The following is a 23386-nucleotide window of genomic DNA, read 5'->3' as shown; positions in this document are numbered from 1 at the left end:
GTCCCTCCCGGCCGGCGCCCGTTCTTTTCTTTTCGAGGCTTCGATGACGATGGTTTCGCGACGGGCCGTGGCGGTCGGGCTCCTGCTGCTTCCTGGCGTCGCCTCGGCCGCGCCGCGCTATGACGCCGTGCTCAAACGCCCCGACGATCCACGTCGGTTTTCGGCTCCGACCTACGACAAGCTTTCGGCGGCCGTAGCCGCCGCGCCGGCCAGTGGGGCGCGGCCCTTCCGCATCCTGGTGGCCAAGGGCGCGTTCGACGAGCAGGTGGTCATCGACAAGCCGTTCGTGCACCTGATCGGCGAGAGCCGCACGGGCTCGATCATCACCCACCTGGCCGCCTCGGGCCTGACCGCGCCAGACGGCAAGCGCTGGGGCACGTTCCGCACGCCGACCCTGTTCGTCCGCGCGCCGGATTTCTCGGCCCGTAATCTAACGATCCGCAACGCCTTCGACGGCCTGGCCGAGATGACCAAGCCGGGCGGCCTGCACTCGCACGACGGCGGCGGTCCGCAGGCCGTGGCCCTGATGCTCGACAAGGGCAGCGACCGGGCGCGGTTCATCAAGGTCGACGTCCTCAGCTACCAGGACACCCTGTTCCCGGACGCCGGCCGCAGTCTGTTCGAGCGCTGCCTGATCGCCGGCAGTTACGACTTCATCTTTGGGGCGGGCAGGGCGTTCTTCCGGGGCTGCGAGATCCGTTCGCTGCCGCGGCCGGTCGATCCGGTCGACGGCTATGTCGTCGCGCCCAGCACGCCGATCGACCAGCCGTTCGGCTTCGTGTTCAAGAACTGCCGTCTGACCAGGGCCCGGGGCACGGCCAAGCACTCGGTCTATCTGGGTAGACCCTGGCGGCCGTCGAGCCAGTTTCCGGACGGGCGCTACGGCGATCCGAGGTTCGTCGGAGCGAGCGCCTTCATCGACTGCTGGATGGACGACCACGTGGCCCCGGAGGGCTGGACGCAGATGTGGTACACCGGCAAGGACGGCAATCCGCGCACCATGCTGCAGCCGGAGGACGCTCGTTTCTCGCAGTACGGCTCCAAGGGCCCCGGCGCGGCCGCGTTCCGGCGCGGTCGAGCCTTGAGCGCCGCCGAGGCCAGGGCGATGAGCGTCGACGCCGTGCTGGCCGGTTGGCGCGTCTGAAGCCTCAGCGCGCGAACGGGAAGGGGGTCACCGACTTGCTGGCCTCTTCCACCAGCAGGGTGCGGTTGATCGGGGCGGCGGCGCGCTGCGGACAGGCCGGCCGTTCGCAGATCCGGCACGAGGGCCCGATCTCCACAGCCAGCGGCGAGGCGATGTCGAGCCCCCGGGAGGCCGCCAGCTTGCCGGCGAACTTCAGCTCGCAGCCCAGGCCGATGACCAGCTCGTCCTCCAGCCCCGCCTGCAGGCCCGAGGTCCGCCGCACTGTGCGCGACAGGGTGAAATAGCGTTCGCCGTCGGGCGTCTCGATCACCTGGGTGACGATGCGGCCGGGGGTCTTGAAGCTGTCGTGGACGTTCCAGCGCGGGCAGGCCCCGCCGAAGCGCGAGAACGGGAAGGGGCCGGCGGCGAAGCGCTTGGAGATGTTCCCCGCTGCGTCCAGCCGCATCATGAAGAACGGAATGCCGCGGGCGCCGGGGCGGCTCAGCGTCGTCAGCCGCTGGGCGGCCTGTTCGTAGCTGACGCCGAAGCGCGGTCGCACCCGCTCGATGTCGTAACCGCTGGCCTCCATGGCCGCGTGGAACGGCTCGTAGGGCATCATGATCGCCGCGGCGAGGTAGTTGTCGAGGAATACCTTCAAGAGCTGGCGCGTGGCGCGGTCCGGCGCTGTGAAACGGTCAGCCAGGCGCGACAGGGCCTCGGGCGCCTCCATCAGGCCCAACTGGTAGCACATGGCGAAGATGCGGCTGGCCGGGGCCAGGGTCTCCGACACCATCAAGCGCTTGCGGTGGTGGTCGTAGCGGCGCAGCGAACCGGCCATGACCTCGGCCGGCATGACCCGGGTCTGGATGCCGTGGCGGGCGACCAGGCGCTCCCGCACGGCCGGTCCCAGGTCCTGCAGGTCGGCGTCCAATTGGGCGACGATGGCCTCGGCGGCCGTCTCCAGCTCGGCGAAGTGGTTGCGCTGCGAGCCGACCAGGTCGCGCACCCAGTCGGTCGGCGAGGATGAGGCCGCAGGCGTGCCGTCGGGACGCTCGAAGGCGCCCAGGTCGATCATCCTGCCGCGATCGAGATAGGCGCGGTAAAGGCGGGCCATGGCCTCGGCCAGGCCCGGCGACAGTTCGGCCACCTCGGCGGCCTCGTGGCGTCCGACGCCCAGGTCGGCGAACATCTTGTCGGCCAGCACCTCTTCCAGGCCTGCGCCGCCGCCGGGGTCGTCGGCCGACAGGGTGCGCAGATCCAGGTCGTAGGCCTCGGCCAGCCGCAGCAGCATCTGGGCCGTCACCGGTCGCTGGTTGCGTTCCAGCAGGTTCAGGTAGCTGGGCGACACGCCCAACTCGTCGGCCATGCGGCTCTGGGTGACGCCCAGGTCGCGGCGGAGGCGCTTGAGGCGGCCGCCCAGGAACAGCTTTTTGTCGGTCGTGACCATGGCTGTCACGTTGTCACGAATTTACAAAATACACAAAGTCGATTTGTGACAAATCGTCTTCAATAGGTTCGACCGCCTTGCCGCATCGGCGTTAGCTCCCTGTCACAGCTTACAGCCCGCCTCCCAACAAGCGGGCCCCGATGGGGAAGAATGACGACCATGCGCAAGACCTACGCCGAGCACCGCCAGGACCTTATCGCCCGCTATCCGCAAGGCGTGACGCCCGGCGGCGTCGCCATCGACGACATCATCCAGCTGAAGCTGCAGAACACCTTCAATACTCACCTGGACATCGCTCGCGAGATGGCCGTCGTCATGCGCGCCGACATGGCCGCCTATGACGCCGACGCCAGCAAGTTCACCCAGTCGCTGGGCTGCTGGTCGGGCTTCCACGCCCAGCAGATGATCAAGTCGGTCAAGCGCCTGCGCGGCACGACCAAGGGCGCCTACGTTTACCTGTCGGGCTGGATGGTCGCGGGTCTTCGCAACCGCTTCGGCCACCTGCCGGACCAGTCGATGCACGAGAAGACCTCGGTCGTCGACCTGATCGAGGAGATCTACGTCTCGCTGCGCCAGGCCGACGAAGTGGCGATCAACGACCTCTTCAAGGCCCTGAGGACCGCCCGCGACGCCGGCGATCAGGTCGCCGAGCAGGCCGCGATCAAGGCCATCGACACCTTCGAGACCCACGTCGTTCCGATCATCGCCGACATCGACGCCGGCTTCGGCAACGAGCACGCGACCTACCTGCTGGCCAAGGAGATGATCAAGGCCGGCGCCTGCTGCCTGCAGATCGAGAACCAGGTCAGCGACGCCAAGCAGTGCGGCCACCAGGACGGCAAGGTCACCGTGCCGCGCGAGGACTTCATCGAGAAGCTGCGCGCCTGCCGCCTGGCCTTCGAGGAACTGGGCGTCGACGAGGGCGTCATCGTCGCCCGCACCGACAGCCTGGGCGCGGGCCTGACCCAGAAGGTGCCGGTCAGCCAGGGCGCGGGCGATCTGGCCGCCGAATACATCAAGTGGCTGAAGACCGAGGCCATCACGCCCGAGAACCCGCTGCGCGACGGCGAGATGGCGATCATGAAGGACGGCGCCTTCTTCAAGCCGGTGCGCATGGCCAATGGCCTGTTCGCCTTCCAGGACGGCACCGGCCGCGCCCGCGTCATCGAGGACTGCATCGCCAACCTGACGCAAGGCGGCGCCGACCTCCTCTGGATCGAGACCGACACGCCCAATGTCGACGAGATCGCCTCGATGGTGGCCGAGGTCCGCAAGGCCGTGCCGAACGCCAAGCTGACCTACAACAACTCGCCGTCGTTCAACTGGACCCTGAACCTGCGCAAGCAGGTCCGTGCCCAGTGGATCGCCGAGGGCAAGATCCACGAGGACTCCTATCCCGACGGCAACGTCCTGATGTCGGCCGAATACGACGCCACCGATCTGGGCCGCGAGGCCGACGATCGCCTGGCCCGCTTCCAGGTCGACATCTCGGCCCGCGCCGGGGTGTTCCACAACCTGATTACCCTGCCGACCTTCCACCTGACCGCCAAGAGCGTCGACGAGCTGTCGCGCGGCTACTTCGGCGACCAGCGGATGCAGGCCTACGTCAATTCGGTGCAGCGCGAGGAGATCCGTCGCGGGGTCTCGGCCGTGAAGCACCAGCACGAGGTCGGCTCCGACCTCGGCGACACCTTCAAGGAGATGGTCGGCGGCGAGCGGGCGCTGAAGGCCGGTGGCCACGCCAACACCATGAACCAGTTCGCCGCCGAATAGTTCGGCGTCCGAAAAACACCCGCTTCACCCCCACTGGCGAAAACCTACAGGAGAGAACGCCATGACCAACGTCACGCAATTCGCTCCGGCCGCGATGCCGGACTCGACGGCCCAGGATCGCGCCGTGGATCGCCTCGCCGAGGCCTCGCACCGCCTCAACGAAGCCGTCCGCCGCGCCATCGAGGCCGGCTACTCGGTGGAACTGGTGCGCACCTCGCGCCACCATGACGGCTCGGGCAACTGGGGCGACCAGATCGTCCCGACCATCCGCGCCAACGAAGCCCCCAAGAGCGCTTAAAGACGCTCGGGCGCCTGCGGGCGAGGGGAGGCGCCTGCTTCCTCCTCTCGCCCGCCACACTGCAATCGTCATCCCGGAGGGCGCGCAAGCCCCATCCGGGACCCAGGGCCGTCGTGCGGCGTCGAGGCTTCTTCGCGGTGGCCGGCGCAGTACGGCGGTCCCTGGGCTCCGGCTTCGACTTGGGTGCGCAGACCGCATCCGATAGACCTCTCCCCAAGTCCGCGTCCAAACACCACGGAACACGCCATGCCTCTCGACATCGCCGCCAACGTTCAGATCCTCGGCCCGATCGAGGGTCGTGCGGTAGAGATCCTCACGCCTGAGGCCGTGGCCTTCGTGGCAGACCTGCACCGCCGCTTCGACGGCCGCCGCCGCGAGCTGCTGGCCGCTCGCCAGGCGCGCCAGGCCCGCTTTGACGCCGGCGAGCTGCCTGATTTCCTCAGCGAAACCTCGCACGTCCGCGCCGCCGACTGGCGCGTCGCCCCGATCCCGGCCGACCTGCTCGATCGTCGCGTCGAGATCACCGGGCCGGTCGACCGCAAAATGATCATCAACGCTCTGAACTGCGGGGCGAAGGTGTTCATGGCCGACTTCGAGGACGCCACGGCCCCCACCTGGGCCAATGTCGTCGAAGGCCAGGTCAACCTGAAGGACCGCTGGAACGGCGTCTTGGACCACGTCGATCCGAAGTCCGGAAAGGCTTACGCGCTGGGAGCCAACCCGGCCGTCCTGAAGGTCCGCCCGCGTGGCTGGCACCTTCCGGAAAGCCACCTCGAAGTCGACGGCGCGCCTGTCGCCGGCGCTCTGTTCGACTTCGGCCTCTATGTGTTCCACAACGCCAAGGCGGCCCTGGAGCGGGGCTCGGGCCCATACTTCTACCTGCCCAAGCTGGAGAGCTGCCTCGAGGCGCGTCTCTGGAACGAGGTCTTCGTCCGCGCCCAGGAGGCGCTGGGCCTGCCGGTCGGCACGTTCAAGGCCACGGTGCTGATCGAGACCATCCCGGCCGCCTTCGAGATGGACGAGATCCTGTTCGAGCTGAAGGACCACATCGTCGGCCTCAACTGCGGCCGCTGGGACTACATCTTCTCGTTCATCAAGCGCCTTGGCCGCCGCCCTGAATTCCTGACGCCGGACCGTTCGGCCATGGTCATGGGCAAGGCCTTCCTCGGCGCCTATTCGCTGAAGCTGATCCAGACCTGCCACCGTCGCGGCGCCTTCGCCATGGGCGGCATGGCCGCCCAGATCCCGGTCAAGGGCGACGAGGCCGCCAACCAGGCCGCCTTCGCCAAGGTCCGCGCCGACAAGGAGCGCGAGGCCGGCGCCGGCCATGACGGCACCTGGGTCGCCCACCCCGATCTCGTGCCGGTGGCCATGGAGGTCTTCGACCGCCTGATGCCCACGCCCAACCAGCTCGACAAGACGCTGGAGGGCCTGGAGATCACGCAAGCCCAGATGCTGGAGTTGCACGACGGCGCCTGCACCGAGGCCGGGGCCCGCGAGGCCGTCCGCGTCGGCGTGCGCTACACCCAGGCCTGGCTGGAAGGCCGCGGCGCGGTGCCGCTCTACAACCTGATGGAGGATGCGGCGACCGCCGAGATCTGCCGCACGCAGCTGTGGCAGTGGGTGCGCCTGGGCGCCGAGCTCGACGACGGCCGGGTGCTGACCTCGGAGCTGTTCGTCAGCCTGTTCACCCAGGAAATGGCCGACCTGCGACGCGAGTTCGGCTCGCCGCGGCTGGAGGAGGCCGCGCATCTCTTCACCCGCATGGTGCTGTCCGACACGCTGGAGGAGTTCCTGACCCTTCCGGCCTATGAGCTGATCGGCTGACACCGGCACGGCGGCGGCGCTCCATCCCCCCGGAGCGCCGCTGCTTGCGTCGTCTTACCGACGCTTAAGGCCCCCAGAAGCTGGAGCCATGCGAGCCCCGGCGCGTTTGACGCTCGACCAGTAACAAGGCGGGCGTCTCGTCATGACCATCTCCTCCCTGCGCCGGGATCTTCTGACCCGACCGATCTTCCAATGGGCCCAGGGCGTGCTGCCGGCCCTGTCCCAGACCGAGCGCGACGCCATCGACGCCGGCGACGTCTGGTGGGACGCGGCGCTGTTCACCGGCGATCCGGACTGGAACGAACTGCTGTCGTTCCCCAAGCCCCAGCTGCGTCCCGACGAGCAGGCCTTCATGGACGGCCCCGTCGAAAAGCTCTGCGCCATGGTCGACGAATGGACCATGACCTGGGAGACCCGCGACCTGCCGCCGGAAGTCTGGACCTTCCTGAAGGAAAACAAGTTCTTCGGGATGATCATTCCCAAACAGTACGGCGGCCTGGGCTTCTCGGCCTACGGCCACGCCGAAGTGGTGCGCCGCATCGCCAGCCGCTCGGTCTCGGCGGCGGTGACGACGATGGTCCCCAACTCGCTCGGCCCAGGCGAACTGATCATGCGGTTCGGGACCAAGGCCCAGCAGGACCACTGGCTGCCGCGCCTGGCCGACGGGCGCGAGATTCCGGCCTTCGGCCTGACCAGCCCCGAGGCGGGCTCCGACGCCTCGGCCATGGTCGACGAGGGCGTCGTCTGCCGCGGAACCTGGGAGGGACGTGAAGTCCTGGGCATCCGCCTCAACTGGCACAAGCGCTACATCACGCTGGGGCCCGTCTGCACGGTGCTGGGCCTGGCCTTCAAGCTGCGCGACCCCGACCGCCTTCTGGGCGAGGGGGAGGACATCGGCATCACCTGCGCCCTGGTGCCCGCGACCACGCCAGGCGTCGAGATCGGCCGCCGCCACCTGCCGGCCTTCCAGACGTTCCAGAACGGTCCCAACTGGGGCAAGGACGTCTTCATCCCCATGGACCTCGTCATCGGCGGCGCCGAACGGGTGGGGCAGGGGTGGAAGATGCTGATGACGGCGCTCGCGGCCGGGCGCGGGATCTCGCTGCCGGCGCTGTCGGGCGCGGCCGCCGCCTTCAGCGCCCTGACGACGGGCAGCTATGCGCGGGTTCGCCAGCAGTTCGGCGTCCCGATCGGCAAGTTCGAGGGCGTGCAGGAGCGCCTGGCCCGCATCGCCGGCAACGCCTATCTCGTCGACGGCGCCCGCCGCCTGACCTGCGCGGGCCTGGACATGGGCAAGCACCCATCGGTGATCTCGGCCTTGCTGAAGTCCGGCGCGACCGAACGGATGCGGGTGGTGGTCAACGACGCCATGGACGTCCACGGCGGCAAGGCGATCATCGAGGGGCCGCGCAACTACATGGGCGCGCAGTACCGGGCGATCCCGGTCGGCATCACCGTCGAGGGCGCCAACATCCTGACCCGCAGCCTGATGGTCTTCGGCCAGGGGGCGATCCGCGCGCACTCCTACATGCTTCGGGAAATCCTGGCCCTGGGCGAGGCCGATACCGAGAAGGGTCTGGCGGACTTCGACGAGGCGTTCTGGAGCCATGTGGCCCACGCCCTGCGCAACGGCATCCGCACCTTCGCCCGCAGCTGGACGAACGGCGCCCTGTCGCCGGCGCCGGCCGCCGGCCGCGCCAGGCGCTTCTACCGCCAGGCCGGCCGCTACAGCGCCGGCTTCGCCCTGGCCTCGGACATCGCCCTGCTCACGCTCGGCGGCGACCTCAAGCGCAAGGAGATGCTGTCGGCGCGCCTGGGCGACATTCTCTCCGAACTCTACTTCCTGTCGGGCGCGCTGAAGCGCTGGGAGGACGAGGGGCGGCAGGATGCCGACTTCCCGCTGCTGCAATGGTGCGCCGACACCGCCTTCGCCACGATCGAGCAGCGCTTCGACGAGGTGTTCGCCAACCTGCCCAACCGCCCGGCCGCCTGGCTGCTGCGTGCGGCCATCCTGCCGTTCGGCGTCCACCGGCGCGGCCCGTCGGATCGCACGACCCAGGCCTGCGCCGAACTGCTGCTGCATCCGTCCGACGCCCGCGATCGCCTCGTGGAGAACGTCTATGTCGGCGGCAAGGACCAGGCCGTCGGCCAGTTGATCGACGCCTTCGAGCGCGTGGTGGCGACCCAGCCGATCCACGATCGCCTGAAGGCCCAGAAGATCCGCGACTGGAAGCTTGCAGCCGAGCAGGGCCTGGTTTCCGCCGCCGAGATCGCCGAACTGCAGGCCGCCGACAAGGCCGTGGCCGAGGTGATCGCCGTCGACGACTTCGCCCATGATGGCCTGGCCACGCGGGGCCAGGCGCGCGCCGATGCGGTCAGCGACAAACGGGCCAGGGCCCAGGCCGACGGCGAGGTCCCCGAACGGCCCGGCCAGGGCGAGGCGCGCAGTTTCGAAGTCCGGATGTGATGGTGGCGAGCTTGAGCGCTTCAACCCGAAGGCGGGATGATCCAAGCTGACGCGATGACGCCGCGCTTCACCGATCCGGACGCGCTGGCCGATGCGATCATCGATCGCGTCGGCCGCCGCATCGTTCTTGGCCTGCCGCTGGGGCTGGGCAAGGCCAACCACGTGGTCAACGCCCTGGTCGCGCGAGCGCTGAGGGATCCGTCGGTTCACCTACACATCTTCACGGCGCTGACCCTGGAGCCGCCGCGCCCCAGGTCCGACCTTGAAAAGCGCTTCCTGGGGCCGATTATCGAGCGCACGCTCGGCGGCTATCCGCTGCTGGCCTATGCCGAGCTGCAGCGGCGCGACGCCCTGCCGCCCAACATCGAGGTCGACGAGTTCTTCTTCCAGGCCGGCACGCGCCTGAACGTTCCCAGCGCCCAGCGCAGCTATATCTCGGCCAACTACACCCATGCGGCCGGCTATCTGCGCGACCGGGGCGTCAATGTCGTCGCCCAGCTGGTGGCGGGGAGGGGCGACCGCTTCAGCCTGTCGTGCAACACCGACATCACGCTGGACCTGCTCACGGCGCGCAAGGCGGGCGACGCCGACTTCCTGCTGGTCGGCCAGGTCAATGACGAACTGCCGTTCATGCCGGGCGATGGCGACCTGCCGGCCGAGATGTTCAGTCATCTGCTCGACGGGCCGGACGTGCAGTTTCCCCTGTTCGCCCCGCCCAAGGAGCCGATCCCCGACGCTTCCTATGCGATCGGCTTCCACGCCGCCTCGCTGGTGCGTGACGGCGGCACGATCCAGATGGGCATCGGCGCGATCAGCGACGCGGTCGCCCAGGGGCTGATCGTCCGGCACCGGCGACCGGACGTCTTTGTCGACACGGTTCGGCGTCTGTCCGCCAACCAGACCGCCCCCGTCGACTGCGGGCCGTTCGAGACGGGCCTCTACGCGGCCACCGAGATGTTCGTCGACTGCCTGCTCGACCTGCGGCGGGCCGGGGTGCTCAAGCGCGAGGTCGATGGTGCGGTGCTGCATGGCGGCTTCTTCCTGGGGCCGCGCGCCTTCTACCGGGCCCTGCGCGAGATACCGCAGGACGAGCGGGCCAGGTTCCAGATGCAGGCCATCTCGGGCATCAACGAGATCTATGGCGACGAGGCGGCCCGCCGCGCGGCCCGCGTCGACGCCCGTTTCGTCAACACCGCCATGATGGCGACGCTGCTGGGCTCGGTGATCTCCGACGGCCTCGACGACGGCCGGGTCGTCAGCGGGGTGGGCGGGCAATACAACTTCGTGGCGCAGGCCTTTGCGCTTGAGGGGGCGCGTTCGATCATCACCCTGCCGGCGGTGCGCGGCAGCGGCCGCAAGGCGGCGTCGAACATCCTGTGGTCCTACGCCCACGGCACCATCCCGCGCCACCTCAAGGACGTGGTGGTCACTGAGTACGGCGTCGCCGATCTGCGGGGACGCACCGATCGCGACACCGTCGTCCGCATGCTGAATGTCTCGGACTCCCGCTTCCAGCCGGCGCTGCTCGACGCGGCCAAGAGCGCCGGCAAGTTGGAGGCGGGCTACGCCATTCCGGAGGCTTTCCGCCGTAATACGCCCGAGCGCATCGCCGAGGCGCTGAAGCCCGCCAAGGCGGCCGGGCTGGCGCCCTTGCTGCCTTTCGGTTCGGACTTCGACGAGGTGGAGGAGGGGCTGCTGCCGGTGCTTGGTCGCCTGAAGGCCGCCCAGGAGGATCCCCGCGCGCTGCTGGCCTATGTCTTCAAGGGCCTGAGCGCGCCGTCACCGCAGGAGGAACTGCGCCGCCTGGGCCTTGATCGGCCCAGGACGCTGAACGAGCGGCTGCTCGCCTGGGCCGTGCGCGGCGCGGCGGCCGGTTAGGTCTTCACGCGAAGATCTTGATCACGGTCGCCAGGATCTCTTCCTTCGAGCGCACGCCCATCTTGCCGTGAATGTGCTTGATGTGGGTGCGCACGGTCAGGACCGAGACGCCCTTCAGTTCCGCGATCCGATCGGCGCTGTGGCCGGCGATGATCTCGGCCAGGATCCTGGCCTCCATGATGCTCAGGCCGAACAGGGCGCCCAGGCGAGGCAGGTGGGCCGGAGCGTCGAAGTCCTTGAGCACGATCACCAGCGCCATCTGGTCGCCGTCCTGCACCGCGCGCATCCGCAACAGGAAGCGGCGGTCGCCGTCGTCGCTCTCTATGAAATGGCAGACCTCGTGGCCGGCCAGGGCCTCGGCCATCCGTTCCATCAGGAAATGATGCGTGCGGCGGTCGACGCCGCCGATCTTGCCGCCCCGATCGACCAGCGGGCTCTGGCCCGACAGCAGAACGGCCGCGGCGCGTGAGCGCCAGAGCACGGTGGCCGTTTGATCAATGACGATGCGAGCGATCTGGTCTTCGTCGAGACAAAAGCGCACCGCGCTCGTGTCGAAGACTGCCACTGCGGCGTGCGAGCCGTCCATCTTTCCCTCCCTCGCCAGCCTTGGCCGGCGGTGGACCCAACTGCTTTGGCTGGGCCGACTTTGTTATGCAGTTAAAGCCAACTAGGGATAACTTATCCACAACCTGGGATTACTAGATGTTGCGTAGCGTCGGTTTGTCGCATGATTTTTGAGAATGCTTATCACTGGGCTGTGGCTATATACATTTGTATTACTAAGGTCGATTTAGCTGTCCGTATTTTATTCAAATTCTCCTGACGGGTGAAACTGTATTAGCTACCCAAGGTGGGGGATTTCAGGCCCCCGGTTCTCTGCAATCGTTCATTAAGAACTTGTTAAGAGAAACGGGGTCTGGGACATGGCTGGCAAGCAACTGACGCTTCCTCGCGCCGTGCGCACCCAGCGCAAGCCGTCCTATAGGGACTGGATACTTGGCGGGAGCTTGCTGGCGGGAATGATCCTCGCCGCCAGCGTGACGGAAAGCCGGGCGCAGGTTACGGCCTATGCCGGCGGTTCGCCCCCGAACATCGTCCTGTCCATTCCGGTTACGGCTTCCGTGGGCGGTCGTTGCGGCTTCGCGCCGGGCATGGCGCCCAGCGGCTCGACCAATGTCGGCGAGGTCAACAACGCCTTCACGGCGGACTTCCCCTTTACTTTACAGTGCACGGTGCCGTTTCGCGCCGCGGTGGTCTCGAGCAACGGCGGCCTGCTGGCCTCCAGCGTCACCCCGGCGACCGGCTATACCAACCTGGCGCCCTATCTCGTCGACTTGAATCTGGTCGGCGACGCCGGGGTCGGGACGGCCAACGCCACCTGCGACACCGGCGACCTGAAGAGCACCTCGGGCGCGACCTGCGGCTTCAAGGGGCCGTCGAGCGCCAGCCAGGGCCTGCGCCTGAACGGCTCTTCCTACGACGTCTCCGGCTCGTACCTGCGGGTTCATCGCGCCGCCTATGCCGGCGCCCAGATCCTGGCGGCCGCCAACACCTATTCGGACTCGCTCACGGTGACGCTCAGCGTCTCGCCGTGACCCGCCTTCCGGGCCCGCTCCCCCGGCGGATCCGGCGTCCTTTGAAGGGGGAGGGGGTGCAAGCCCCGGAACAAGCAGAAGTCGGCCCCGCCGACGCAAGACTTTGGGAGTGAAGAGATGAAGAAGACGATCCTTCTCGGCGCCGCCGCCCTGCTGGGCCTGGCGATCGCCCCGGCCGCCATGGCCCAGACGGTCACCGGTACGGTCAACGTCACCGGCAGCGTCGCGGCCAAGTGCGTCGTCATCACCGGCGGCAGCGGCGGCACCTTCTCGGGTTCGATCCCGCTGGGCGAGCTGTCGCAGGCGGACGGCACCCTGTCGACCACCCTGTCGGGCTCGACCAACGCCAGCCCCGGCGGCTCCACCCAGTTCCGCGTGAACTGCAACACCGCCGCCCCGAAGGTGACGCTGAGCTCGACCCGTCTGTCGCTGACCCCCAGCGCGACCGCGCCGACCGGCTACACCGGCAACATCGACTATACGGCCGCGCTCGACGCCGCCCTGTCCAACAGCACGACCCAGACGGTCAGCTACGTGACCGCCGCCGCCCTGCCGGCCGCCACCGTGCAGAGCCTGTCGAGCAGCCTGGCCAACAGCGCCGGCAACCTGACGGTCAAGGCCTACGCCCTCAACACCGCCGCGGGCGCGCTGCTGATGGCCGGCAACTACCAAAGCACGATCTCGATCACCATCGAGCCCTCGTGATCGGACGTGAAAGGGAGGAAGCGCCATGCGTAGCACCTTTCTCCTGACCGTCGCTGCGGCGAGCCTCGCGCTCGCCGCCGCCTCGGGCCAGGCCCAGGCCCAGAGCGTGACCGGCACGGTCCAGGTCAACGGCACGGTGTCCAATCGCTGCCTGTTCGTGACCGACAACGTGGTCCTGGATCTGGGCGAGCTGTCGCTGCAGACCGGCGACGTCTCGGCCATCGGCCGGCTCGACGGCGTCAAGCTGACCAGCCGGACGGCCACGCTGAACGGCTGGTGCAACGGGGTTTCGGCGACCATGGCCGTCGAGGCCCAGCCGATCTTCAACACCAGCTTCACCAGCACGGCCCCGACCGGTTTCGAGCGCCGCATCGACTACACCGCCACCGCCACGGCCTCGCCTTCGGGCGGTTCGGTGTCGGCGTCGGACAGCACGCTGGCCTCCGGCGGCGGTGCGGCCAGCACCACGGGCATCTTCGCCAGCGACATCGTCGTCAGCTTCGCCGACGCGGCCACGCCCGCTGGCGGGCGACTGGTCTCCGGGTCCTATTCGGGCTCGGTCGCCGTGACGCTGGCTCCGGCCACTTGAGGGGAGAAAGGTCGTCATGATCCTGCACCGAACCTGCCTTGTCGGACTCGCGGCGACCGCTCTTCTCGCCCCGCTGGTCGGGGCGACCGGCGCCTGGGCCCAGGATCCCGTCCAGGGAACCGTCGGGCTCGACGCCCAGGTCGCCCAGGTCTGCGTGCTGGGCGCGCCCAGCCCCGGCGCCCTGGCGCTGGGCCAGATCTCGGAGAGCTCCGGCGCCCGGGTGGGCCGGCTGGCGACCATCGCCAACCAGTCAATCCAGCTGCCCGGCACCTTCTGCAACTACGCCGGCGCGGCCCTCGCGATCTCGGCCTCGCCCCTGGCGGTGACCGGGACCACGACCCAGGCCGGCTTCGTCGGCTCGGTGGACTACACCTGCACGATCAGCGCCTGGGGCGCGACGTCGGCCACGGTCCGCACCAGCACCGGAAGCACCTCGGGCGTCGGCTCGCCCTCGACCAGCAGCGCGCCGAAGGAGACCGACCTGACCCTGGTGGTCTCGGACTTCGCCACCGCCAGCGACAGCCAGCTGCAGCCGGGATCGTACCTGGCGCTCGTCACCATCACGCTCGGGCCCGACGCGGGCCTGGCCGCCTCGGGGAGCTGAACCATGCGGCGCGCTCTTCTTCTCATGGCCCTGGCGCCCCTGGCGGCGGCCGGCGCGGCGTCGGCCCAGACCTACGGGCCCTCAGACAGTGTCGGGCCGATCCAGATCACCGCCACGGTGCCCAACAACATCTGCACGATCGGCGACCTCAGCGACGGCGACAACCTGTTCGACGTCGGGGTGATGATCGACACCACAACGGGCCTCCTGCTGCCGAACCTGGCCGCGCCGCCGAAGGTGCTGACCGGCACGCAATGCGGCGCGCCCAGCCAGCTGACCATCGCCGCCACCCAGATGACGGCCCAGGCCTTCCTGACCGCGCCGCCCTCGGGCTTCTCGCGCGCGGTCGACTACACGGCCACGGCCTCGGGCTGGACCCCGGTGGACGCCAGCTACGCGACGGGCGCGGCCGCCAACGCCGGCGCGTCCCAGACCCGCGACAGCGGCGGCTCGGGCCAGATCACCATCAGCCTGTCGAACTTCGCCACGTCCGGCGGACCCAGCCTGCGGCCGGTCGCCGACGACACCTACCAGGGGGCGATCGTCGTCACCCTGGCGGCGGCGAGCTGAGGGGGAGGGCGCAATGACCAGGACCAACCGTTTCAAGGCCGCCGTCCTCGCCGGGGCCTCGGCCGTCACCCTGCTGCTGCTGGGCCAGATGGCCCGGGCGCAGGAAGACGACAACACCCGCGACTTCGTCGTGCGCGGCCAGGTGCCCAAGGTCTGCACCATCGCCTCGCCGACCATCGGCGCGGGCCAGGTGGTCAACTTCCTCAGCCTGACCGGCGGCACGCTGCAGGTCGACCAGCTGACGGATCCCGTCACCCTGTCGACCCGCGCCGCCTCGGCCCAGGTGAACTTCGCGGCGGTGTGCAACTACGCCCACCAGATCGTGCTCGAGAGCCAGAACAACGGCCTGTGGCGCTCGGAGCTGGGCCTGACCCCGGCCCCGACCGGCTTCAGCGACGCGGTGCCCTACACCGCGACCCTGGCCTGGGGCCCGGTCAACAACCGCTTCGAGGCCGACGCCAGCGCCCGTCGCATCCGCGACAGCGCCCAGCTGGTCGACCAGCCCGTCGTCGGCGACGTGACCCTGCGGCTGGATATCCAGCCCGGCGCCACGAACCTGCAGACCAATGCTCCGCTGGTGTCCGGCGTCTACCGCGACACCCTGCGACTGACGGTGGAACCCCAATGAAGACCGTCCTTCTCCTTGCCGCCGCCGCGACGCTGGGCGTCGCTGTTGCCGCCAGCGCCCAGACGCTCCCGACGGGAGACGAGGCCTCGAGCGAACTGCAGCTGATCGGCCAGGCGCCCAGCGCCTGCGTGCTGTCGCCGCCCTCGGCGGCCGCCGGCGCCAACACCAGCTTCTCCGCCCAGGGCGGCCAGGCCGGCGTGGTGCGCTTCACCCAGTTCGTCGATCCCCAGACCGCCCAGCCGCGCGACGCCTCGATCAGCCTGGCCTTTCCGGTGGTCTGCAACTCGGCCCACCGCCTGGTGGTGCGCACTGACGGCGCGGGCATGAGCCGCGTCGGCGGCGCGGCGACCGCCCCGGGCTTCCGTGATCGTCTCGACTTCCAGCTGACGGCCGACTGGGCCGGAGCCAGCGCGTCGGGCACGAGCGCGACGACCACCCCGATCAACCTGGTCACCGCCAATGGCGCGGCCGGGCAGATGAACCTCGTCCTCGCCGTCACCGGCGGCGGGACGCCGATGGTCGCCGGCGACTACGCCGGAACCCTCGTCGTCGAGCTCGAGGCCCAGAACTGAAGCCGAACAGAACGAACTGAATCCATGAGGAGCGGACACCGAATGACTCGTTCGAAAACCTTCCGAGGGCGCTTGCTGGGGGCGGCATGCGCTGGTCTCCTGGCCCTCGCGGGGCTGGCGGCGCAGGGGGCGCCTGGCCTGGGCGGAAGCGCCCTGGCCATGACCGTCCAGCCTGTCGTCATCGATCTGAAACCGACCGGTCGGGGCATGTCCCAGATCGTCACGGTGCAGAACACCTTCGCCAACCCGCTGCCGGTCGAGCTGCGCGCCGAGGAGCTGTCCTTCGACGAGAAGGGCGCTCATCCCAGCGACACCCCGACCAACGACCTGCTGATCTTTCCGCCCCAGGCGGTGATCCAGCCGGGCGAGACCCAGTCGTTCCGGATCCAGTGGGTGGGCGACCCGGCCCTGGCGCAGAGCAAGCACTACTACGTCACCGTCGCCCAGATGCCGGTGAAGCTGCCGGAGGGCCAGTCGGCCATCCAGATCCTCTACAACTTCCAGGTCCTGGCCAGTGTCGCGCCCTCGGGCGGCAAGCCGGCCCTGGCCCTGTCGAAGAGCGAGATCGGCGCGGACGCCGACGGCAAGCCCGTCCCGGTCGTCTACGTCGCCAACACGTCCAACACGCACGGATACCTGTCCCGCGGAAAGCTGAAGATCATCGAGAAGGACGCCGCGGGCAAGGCGGTCTTCTCACGGACCATTCCCGGTCCGGAGATCCAACAGACGATCGGCTTCGGCCTGATCGCCCCCGGCCAGACGCGGCGCATCGCCGTTCCCATCGAACTGCCCTTGACGGCGGCAGCAGGAGGCTCCCTTGAGGCCCAATTCTCGTCCGACGACGGGCGCTAGGTCGCGCGCCTACCGCCGCTGGCTGATGGCGGGATGCCTGGCCGGCGCGGTCCCCTTCGCCGCCCCCTTGGCCGCCATGGCCGAGCCCATCCCTTACGCCATGCTGGCCTCCACCCAGGAGCCGACCAGCGCGCCCTCGGCCGGCGCGGCCACCGCGGCCGACGCCCGCCGCCAGCTGAACCCCACGGGTCGCGACGTGACCCTGACGGTGCCGCTGAAGGACGGCGAGTTCTATGTCGGCGACATGCCGCTGGCGATCTCGGCCGACGGCCAGCTGTCGATGCCGTCCGACCGCCTGCTCAGCCTGGTGGCGCCGCTGCTCGACGCCCCCGCGGTCGGCGCGCTGCGCACGGCCTTGGCCGGTCGCAGCGTGGTCTCGCCCGAGGTGGTCGCCTCGGCCGGCATGACCATGACCTACGACCCCCGGGCGCTCGAACTGCGGATGAACATTCCGCCCGAGCTGAAGGTGGTGCGCAGCCTGCAGGTCACGCCGATGGACCGCATGGGCCTTGGCTCCTACGTCGCCCCGGCCGGCTTCAGCGGCTATCTGAACATCCGCGGCTCGGTCGACTACGTCGAGCAGGGCTTCGACGAAGGCTTCGGCGACCCGACCTTCCTGCTCGACAGCGCCGTGCGCCTGAACGGCGTGGTGTTCGAGAACGAGGCCGTCTGGCAGCCGGGCGGAAATGAGGACTTCCAGCGACTGGGCACGCGTTTCGTCTATGACGACGTCAAGAACGTGCTGCGCTGGACCGCCGGCGACCTGCAGGCCGTCGGCCGCGGCTTCCAGGCCGCGCCCGACATGGCGGGGATCTCGATCTTCCGCTCCTACAGCGTGCTGCAGCCGCAGACGATCGCCCGGCCGCGTGGTCGCGAGAGCTTCACCCTGGCGCGGAGCTCCGACGTCAGCGTGATCCTCAACAACCAGCTGACCCGGCGCATCCGCCTGGATCCCGGCCGCTACAACGTGCGCGACTTCCCGTTCGCCCAGGGCGCCAACGACGTCCGCCTGGTCATCGAGGACGACACCGGCCGTCGCGAGACGTTGCAGTTCAACGTCTTCTTCGATCGCTCGCAACTGGATCCCGGGCTGTCGGAGTTCGGCCTGTTCGCCGGCGTGAAGGCCCCGTTGCTGCTCGACGGCCCCGACTACACCGAGGAGTGGACGGTCAGCGGCTTCTACCGTCGCGGCATCACCGACCGGGTGACCCTGGGCGTCAACGGCCAGGCCGACGACACCACCGTCATGATGGGCGCCGAGGGCCTGTTCGGCACCAAGGTCGGCACGCTGGGCGTCGACTTCGCGCTGTCGCACATCGACGCCTACGGTTCCGGCTATGCGGCGATCGTCAGCTTCCAGCGACTGTTCCAGTTCGCCGGCGGCCGCGCCGACGCCCTGAACCTGTCGTTCGAGACCCGTAGCCGCGAGTTCGGGCCGGTCGGGACCTTCTTCCCCGACAACCGCTACAACTACGAGATCGGGGTCGGCTATTCGCACGCCTTCAGCGACGCGATCTACGCCAGCTTCGACGGCCGCTACTCCAGCGGCCGCGACGAGTTCCCCGACGCCAGCGCCTATCGCCTGGGCATGGGCTATCGCCTGACCTCGAACCTCGCGGTCACGGCCAACCTCATGTACGACGACGTGCCCGGGCGCCGCGAAACCTCGGCCCTGATCTCGCTGTCCTGGCAGTTCTCGAACAATTCGAGCCTGCGGGCCGAGTACGACGGCCGCGAGGACCGCGCGAGGATCGCTTACCAGACGATCCACGGCCAGGGCGTGGGCTCCTACAACGCCTTCGCCGAGGTCTCGCGCTCGCCCGACGACTCCGCCTTCAACGGCAGCGTCAACTACATCGCCAACCGGGCGGAACTGGGCCTGTCGCACTTCCAGGCCTTCGAGGGGGGCGACAACGGGCGCACCTCGCTGCGGGTCGGCACCTCGATCGGCTTCGCCGACGGCGCGGTGTCGGTCGGCCGGCCGGTCTACGACAGCTTCGCCATCATCAAGGGCCACAAGAGCCTGAAGGGCGCCGACGTCGTCGTGAACCCGACCCCGTTCGGCTACACCTCGAACTCGGGCGAGCTGGGCACGGCGCTGGAAACCAATCTGGCCGCCTATGCCGAGCGGACCATCACCGTCGACGCGCCCAACGCGCCGGCCGGCTACGATCTCGGTTCCGGCTCGTTCCGGGTGTTCCCGCCGTATCGCTCGGGCTACCGCCTGGAGGTCGGCTCGGACTACTCGATCACCGCCATCGGCCGCCTGGTCGACAGCGATGGTCAGCCGCTGGCGCTGGTCTCGGGTCGTGCGGTCGAGATGACGCCCGGATCCAAGAGCGAGCCGATCACCATCTTCACCAACCGCGTTGGCCGGTTCGGCGCCTCGGGCCTGCGGCCCGGTCGCTGGCGGCTCGAAATGGGGACGACGCCCCCCACGGTCTACTATCTCGACGTCCCGGCCAGCGCCGAGGGCTTCGTCAAGACCGGCGACCTCAAGCCCAACGCGTCGGGAGGCTGACATGAAACGCCGATCGCATACCCTGCTCATCGGACTGGCCGCGGGCGTCGGCGGGGCCCTGCTGGTCTCGGGCGCGGCCCAGGCCCAGTGCGTGACCTTCGATCCCGTCGTGCTCTCGGGCAATTTCGATCCGTTCAACCCCAGCGGCACGACGGTGCAGACGGTCTCTGTCACGGCTCGCCGGCCGCCAGCTGTGGGCGGCAAGAAAACGCAGGAGGTCGATTTCATCTACTTGCGCCGGCCCGACACGCCTTCGTCCCTGACGGTCGTCCAGACCTCGACCGGTGGTCAGATCCTGGAAAATCCGCCGGGGCACGTGCTCGATCCCAACAACGTCAATCCCAACGAGGTCGAACTGAATTTCGGCGGGGTCGGCCAACCCGACGTGAAGACGTTCATGGTGACGATCACCGTGCCCAGCGGCGCCGACCTGCCTGCGGGGGCGACCGACATCTATGTCGACCAGAAATACTACTGCAAGCGGACGGGCGGCGCGGCTGACGAGTCCGGCGTGATCGCCAACTCGCTCGACATCCGCATCAACGTGCTCAGCGCCCTGCAGGCCAGTTTCGTTGGGCCGGCGCTGGACTTCGGCGAGATCGGCACGCTGACGACGGCCTCGCTGCCGTCGACGCCGAACTCGGTCAAGCAGCGCACCGGCAACGTGCGGGTGGCCAGCTCGGGGCCGTACTCGGTGGCCCTGACCTCGGCCAACCAGTTCCGGATGACCTATGCCGGCGGGAACCTGGGCACTGCCAATCAGCGGATTCCCTACCAGCTGGACTTCCTGGGCCAGTCGAAGACCACGGCCTCGCCGACCTTCAACACCGTCACCTGTTCACGGGCCGGCCTGTCGGGCCAGTACCTGGCGGTGACGCCGACTCTGCTGGAGGGCGGCGCGGGCAAGGTTCCGTCGCCGAACTACCAGGACATCCTGACGGTGACCGTGACGCCCCTGGCCGTGCCGACGGCCACCACCCCCGTCGCCTGCATGTAACCTCGGCCCAGCCTGAAAAAGCCCCGCCGGCGCGAGCCGACGGGGCTTTCTTTTTGCCGACCGCCCGGGGGGAAGGGCGGAGCAAAAACCGGGTCAGAGCGCGGTGATGTTCACCGACAGGTCGCCGACCTGGCCGGCGTCGGCTCCGGGATCCAGGCGCAGGCTGTGGCTCTGCGAGGCCGCGGTGCTCGAGCGGCTGATCAGGGTGACGCCGGTCGACGACAGTTGGATCTTCTGGCCGTCGACATAGACGGCCGCGTCGCTCAGGCCCTGAGCGTGCGTCAGGCGCACTTCGTAGCCCGAGGCGCTGTTGCAGAACTCGGTCATCCGGCCGAGGTCGGTCGGCTCGGCGCTCGAGGCGGTGGTGGCGTCAAGGCTGACGCGGCAGATGACCGGCACGTGCCCCTCAAGACGAAGCTCGTAGCTGGCCGGCGCGGCGGAAGCGGTAGTGGCGGCCAGAGCGGTGAAGGCGGCGGCCAGGATCATCGGAAAGCGCATTGCAAACCCCAGGAGTGAGGATGATGGGAGGATCATCGCGAGGGAGGGTTAAGCAGAGCGCCCTAAAGCATGGTAAACGATTTGCATAGTAAGAATGACAGGGTGTCGCACTTAAATATTGTCTAAATCTAATGTATAATTTTGATTGCGTAATGCATTTTTACTATAGGTGAAATGAGTTGCGCCGCGAGCGTGGCTGCGGCGTGGAATGTTCGGTTGTGCTGGATGTGTTGCAGGCGATCGACCGGCGCCGGGTCAGGACGAGGGGGTGCTGATGTCCTGACCCGGCGCTCGGCGGGCGGGGCGCGCCGCCGAGGATCGTCGATGGCGTTGCGGACAGCCTCGGCGAGCCGGTCATTCGTCGCGGCGGTGACAAAACGGGGGGATTTGCCCTCGCGACCTGTAAATATTAACATATACAGATCGCGTCACAATAGCTCACACTTACTAATGTCAAGAATAGTTGTCTTGCGACATCTCATTCAAGGATGTCGGCGGAAGAAATCACCGAGACCAGTTCGGCCTGGCGGTGAACGCCAACCTTGACCATGGCGGAGGCCATCTGCACGCGCAGGGTGTTGATGCTGACCTTGCGCTCGGCGGCGATCTCGGCCGGCTCGCGGCCCTGGGCCACGCGGGCGACGATCTCGGCCTCGGCCGGCGAGAAGTTGAACATCATCCGCGCGCGCTCGGCGATGTGCGGCGAGGCGCGGCCGACTTCCCGGACCGTCACCAGGGCGCAGCGGAAGCCGCTGTCGTCGGTGCTGAACGGCTCGATCAGGACCACCAGCGGCTTCTGGCTGCGCGAGCGGTGGATCAGCATGGCGCCCGAGCGACCCTGGCGCACGGCCGCGGCGATGCGGTTGTGCAGGGCCTCGGACTCGAAGCCGTTCTCGGCGGTCAGCAGGCCGCCTTTCTCCGAAAGCCCGTCGCCGTGGGCGACATAGCTCCAGGCCAGGTCGTTGGCGGCGTAGACGCAGCCCTCGCTGTCGGCGACGATGACGCCGAAGTTCACCAGGTTGAGGATCGCGTTGGCGACGTGCGACTCGAACACGCCGCGTTCGACTTCCGAATCCACCACCTCGATCATCTTGATCAGTCCCATGTGCGACGCCCCGTATGGATCGCCGTCGGTGCAGGATCAAAGTTCTGGCTCGGTCTCGCGATGAGGCTCTCGATTGCAATGCTGTCGCGATTGAAAACCATCTTGCTTTATTCTGCTCGCCGACGGCTGGTTTACTGATTGGATATTATTTCCAGCGGGCTCGCATACCCTCCATTGGGTAGTCGAAATGACTAAAAATCGAAGACAACGCTATCAAATTTGCACTATTGACGCAGTTTTCTCCTGTCAGGAGATAATCGCGCAAATACAGGATAGCGCCTTTTCTTGCTTTCAAAGTTGTAAGTGGGTGAGGCGCTGGCTGATGGCCAGCATTCCCGTGGTCGTGCCGACATGTAGCGCGCCGACCGCAATGGCCACGCCGTAGGGAACGCCGGCGCGCGTGCGGATCCAGCCGCCGAAGGCGCCGGCGTAGGGGCGGGCGGCCAGGGCTACCAGGGCCAGGGCGCCGCCGGCGATCGCCGTGGCCACCAGCAGCAGCAGCAGGTTCTCCATGCCGGCGAACAGGGCCGCGACGGCCAGCAGCTTGACGTCGCCCGCGCCGATCAGCCGCCGAGCGAACATCGGCACGCCGGCCAGCATGACCAGGCCGAAGGCGCTGAAGCTCGACAGCCAGTTGGGCGTCGACCAGGTCAGGAGCTGGGCGAACAGGAACAGCACGGCCAGCGCGGCCACGGTCCAGTTGGGGATCTTGCGGGTCCAGGCGTCCCAGCCGGCCGCTACGATGAACAGCACGGCGTAGGCGACCGAGCCGGCCAGGCGAACGAAGTCGATTTCCATCGGACGAGTCTCCAGACGGCCCTTAGGAGCCGCCGCCGGGCATGGGGACGACCTCGGCCGGCGGTCCGCCGGCCAGGGTCGTTTGCGGCTCGGCCAGGGCCTGCAGCACGCCGGCAGGAGCCTCGCGGCCTTGCAGGCGGGCCGAATAGGCCATGTTGCTGAGCACGATCCGCGAATGGGGATCGGCCTCCAACGCCCGGGCGTAATAGCGCTCGCTGAGATCGAAGCGGCCTAGCTTGTCGTAGACCACGCCTTGGGCGTTCAGCACCCGCACGTCGGTCGGCGCGCGAGTGGCGGCCAGTTGCAGCAGTTCCAGCGCCAGGGCGTAGTCGCGGGCCTTGATCGCCTCGGCCGCACGGCCGTAGAGGCGGTCCACCGCGGCGGCGGGATCGGGCGGGGGCAGGGCGGCCAGGGCGCGGATCTCGGTCTGGGCCGGCTTGGGCCCCATCAGAGCGCTGGCCAGCTGCTTGAGCGTGGCGCAGCCCGACAGCGGGACGAGCAGGGCGCAGACGGCGGAAGCGACGAGGAGCGAGCGCATC

22 protein-coding genes are annotated in these 23386 nt (G+C 68.4%); 16 read left to right on the top strand and 6 right to left on the bottom strand.

The annotated features are described in order from the left end of the window. Positions 1–43: 43 nt before the first annotated feature. On the top strand, positions 44–1144 hold the full coding sequence (locus tag ACODR1_RS11180) for a pectinesterase family protein (RefSeq protein WP_488880505.1): 1101 nt from the start codon (positions 44–46) through the stop codon (positions 1142–1144). Between the two features lie 4 nt (positions 1145–1148). Here ACODR1_RS11180 and ACODR1_RS11175 read toward each other — a convergent pair whose 3' ends face one another. Beyond that, complete coding sequence (locus tag ACODR1_RS11175; RefSeq protein ID WP_488880504.1) at positions 1149–2570, bottom strand: helix-turn-helix domain-containing protein; 1422 nt, start codon at positions 2568–2570, stop codon at positions 1149–1151. Positions 2571–2720: 150 nt separating this feature from the next. Here ACODR1_RS11175 and ACODR1_RS11170 point away from each other — a divergent pair, with 150 nt between their 5' ends. The 5 genes from ACODR1_RS11170 (at position 2721) to ACODR1_RS11150 (ending at position 10813) form a co-directional block, all read left to right on the top strand. Then, a complete protein-coding gene (locus ACODR1_RS11170; RefSeq protein ID WP_488880503.1) occupies positions 2721–4343 on the top strand; it encodes an isocitrate lyase in 1623 nt (540 codons plus the stop codon). A gap of 61 nt (positions 4344–4404) precedes the next feature. Further along, a complete protein-coding gene (locus ACODR1_RS11165; RefSeq protein ID WP_425267054.1) occupies positions 4405–4641 on the top strand; it encodes a hypothetical protein in 237 nt (78 codons plus the stop codon). Positions 4642–4887: 246 nt separating this feature from the next. Further along, positions 4888–6468 carry a malate synthase A gene (aceB, locus tag ACODR1_RS11160; protein ID WP_488880502.1) on the top strand — a complete coding sequence of 527 codons (1581 nt, stop codon included), beginning with the start codon at positions 4888–4890 and terminating at the stop codon, positions 6466–6468. Between the two features lie 142 nt (positions 6469–6610). Then, entirely contained in the window at positions 6611–8935 is a 2325-nt protein-coding gene (locus ACODR1_RS11155) for an acyl-CoA dehydrogenase (protein ID WP_488880501.1), read from the top strand. Between the two features lie 36 nt (positions 8936–8971). After that, positions 8972–10813, top strand: coding sequence for an acetyl-CoA hydrolase/transferase C-terminal domain-containing protein (locus ACODR1_RS11150; RefSeq protein WP_488880500.1), 1842 nt, complete (start codon positions 8972–8974; stop codon positions 10811–10813). Between the two features lie 4 nt (positions 10814–10817). Here ACODR1_RS11150 and ACODR1_RS11145 read toward each other — a convergent pair whose 3' ends face one another. Then, entirely contained in the window at positions 10818–11399 is a 582-nt protein-coding gene (locus ACODR1_RS11145; protein ID WP_488880499.1) for a helix-turn-helix transcriptional regulator, read from the bottom strand. A 337-nt stretch (positions 11400–11736) separates the two neighbouring features. On the opposite strand from ACODR1_RS11145, the gene ACODR1_RS11140 reads away from it, so the two are divergent. The 10 genes from ACODR1_RS11140 (at position 11737) to ACODR1_RS11095 (ending at position 20446) form a co-directional block, all read left to right on the top strand. After that, complete coding sequence (locus ACODR1_RS11140) at positions 11737–12408, top strand: hypothetical protein (protein ID WP_133149277.1); 672 nt, start codon at positions 11737–11739, stop codon at positions 12406–12408. 117 nt (positions 12409–12525) lie between these two features. After that, entirely contained in the window at positions 12526–13113 is a 588-nt protein-coding gene (locus ACODR1_RS11135; protein WP_488880498.1) for a hypothetical protein, read from the top strand. Between the two features lie 25 nt (positions 13114–13138). Then, a complete protein-coding gene (locus ACODR1_RS11130) occupies positions 13139–13702 on the top strand; it encodes a hypothetical protein (protein ID WP_488880497.1) in 564 nt (187 codons plus the stop codon). A gap of 16 nt (positions 13703–13718) precedes the next feature. Then, positions 13719–14306, top strand: a complete 588-nt coding sequence (locus ACODR1_RS11125) for a hypothetical protein (RefSeq protein ID WP_488880496.1) — start codon at positions 13719–13721, stop codon at positions 14304–14306. 3 nt (positions 14307–14309) lie between these two features. Then, complete coding sequence (locus tag ACODR1_RS11120; protein ID WP_488880495.1) at positions 14310–14876, top strand: hypothetical protein; 567 nt, start codon at positions 14310–14312, stop codon at positions 14874–14876. Between the two features lie 13 nt (positions 14877–14889). Then, positions 14890–15504: a hypothetical protein gene (locus tag ACODR1_RS11115; protein ID WP_116489833.1), complete on the top strand. Its 615-nt coding sequence runs from the start codon at positions 14890–14892 to the stop codon at positions 15502–15504. Further along, entirely contained in the window at positions 15501–16076 is a 576-nt protein-coding gene (locus ACODR1_RS11110; protein ID WP_488880494.1) for a hypothetical protein, read from the top strand. The genes ACODR1_RS11115 and ACODR1_RS11110 overlap by 4 nt, the downstream gene beginning before the upstream one ends. A gap of 42 nt (positions 16077–16118) precedes the next feature. Then, entirely contained in the window at positions 16119–16928 is an 810-nt protein-coding gene (locus tag ACODR1_RS11105) for a fimbrial biogenesis chaperone (RefSeq protein ID WP_488880493.1), read from the top strand. Next, positions 16894–19449 (top strand): fimbria/pilus outer membrane usher protein, encoded by a 2556-nt coding sequence (locus ACODR1_RS11100; protein ID WP_488880492.1) that lies wholly within the window; start codon positions 16894–16896, stop codon positions 19447–19449. The genes ACODR1_RS11105 and ACODR1_RS11100 overlap by 35 nt, the downstream gene beginning before the upstream one ends. Before the next feature lies 1 nt (position 19450). Continuing rightward, on the top strand, positions 19451–20446 hold the full coding sequence (locus tag ACODR1_RS11095) for a hypothetical protein (protein WP_488880491.1): 996 nt from the start codon (positions 19451–19453) through the stop codon (positions 20444–20446). 93 nt (positions 20447–20539) lie between these two features. Here ACODR1_RS11095 and ACODR1_RS11090 read toward each other — a convergent pair whose 3' ends face one another. From ACODR1_RS11090 to ACODR1_RS11075, 4 genes are all read right to left on the bottom strand, one after another. Further along, on the bottom strand, positions 20540–20944 hold the full coding sequence (locus tag ACODR1_RS11090; RefSeq protein ID WP_488880490.1) for a hypothetical protein: 405 nt from the start codon (positions 20942–20944) through the stop codon (positions 20540–20542). A gap of 478 nt (positions 20945–21422) precedes the next feature. Next, the gene (locus ACODR1_RS11085) at positions 21423–22049 is read right to left on the bottom strand and encodes a helix-turn-helix transcriptional regulator (protein WP_101713267.1); all 627 of its coding nucleotides are present in this window, start codon (positions 22047–22049) and stop codon (positions 21423–21425) included. 291 nt (positions 22050–22340) lie between these two features. Then, the gene (locus ACODR1_RS11080) at positions 22341–22847 is read right to left on the bottom strand and encodes an A24 family peptidase (protein ID WP_488880489.1); all 507 of its coding nucleotides are present in this window, start codon (positions 22845–22847) and stop codon (positions 22341–22343) included. Positions 22848–22869: 22 nt separating this feature from the next. Continuing rightward, the gene (locus ACODR1_RS11075) at positions 22870–23385 is read right to left on the bottom strand and encodes a tetratricopeptide repeat protein (protein WP_488880488.1); all 516 of its coding nucleotides are present in this window, start codon (positions 23383–23385) and stop codon (positions 22870–22872) included. Between the last annotated feature and the right edge of the window lies 1 nt (position 23386).

It is taken from the genome of Caulobacter sp. FG7, from assembly GCF_057808875.1.
Note: the sequence above shows the minus strand (reverse complement) of the source record. Positions and strands in the feature narration are given on the sequence as shown.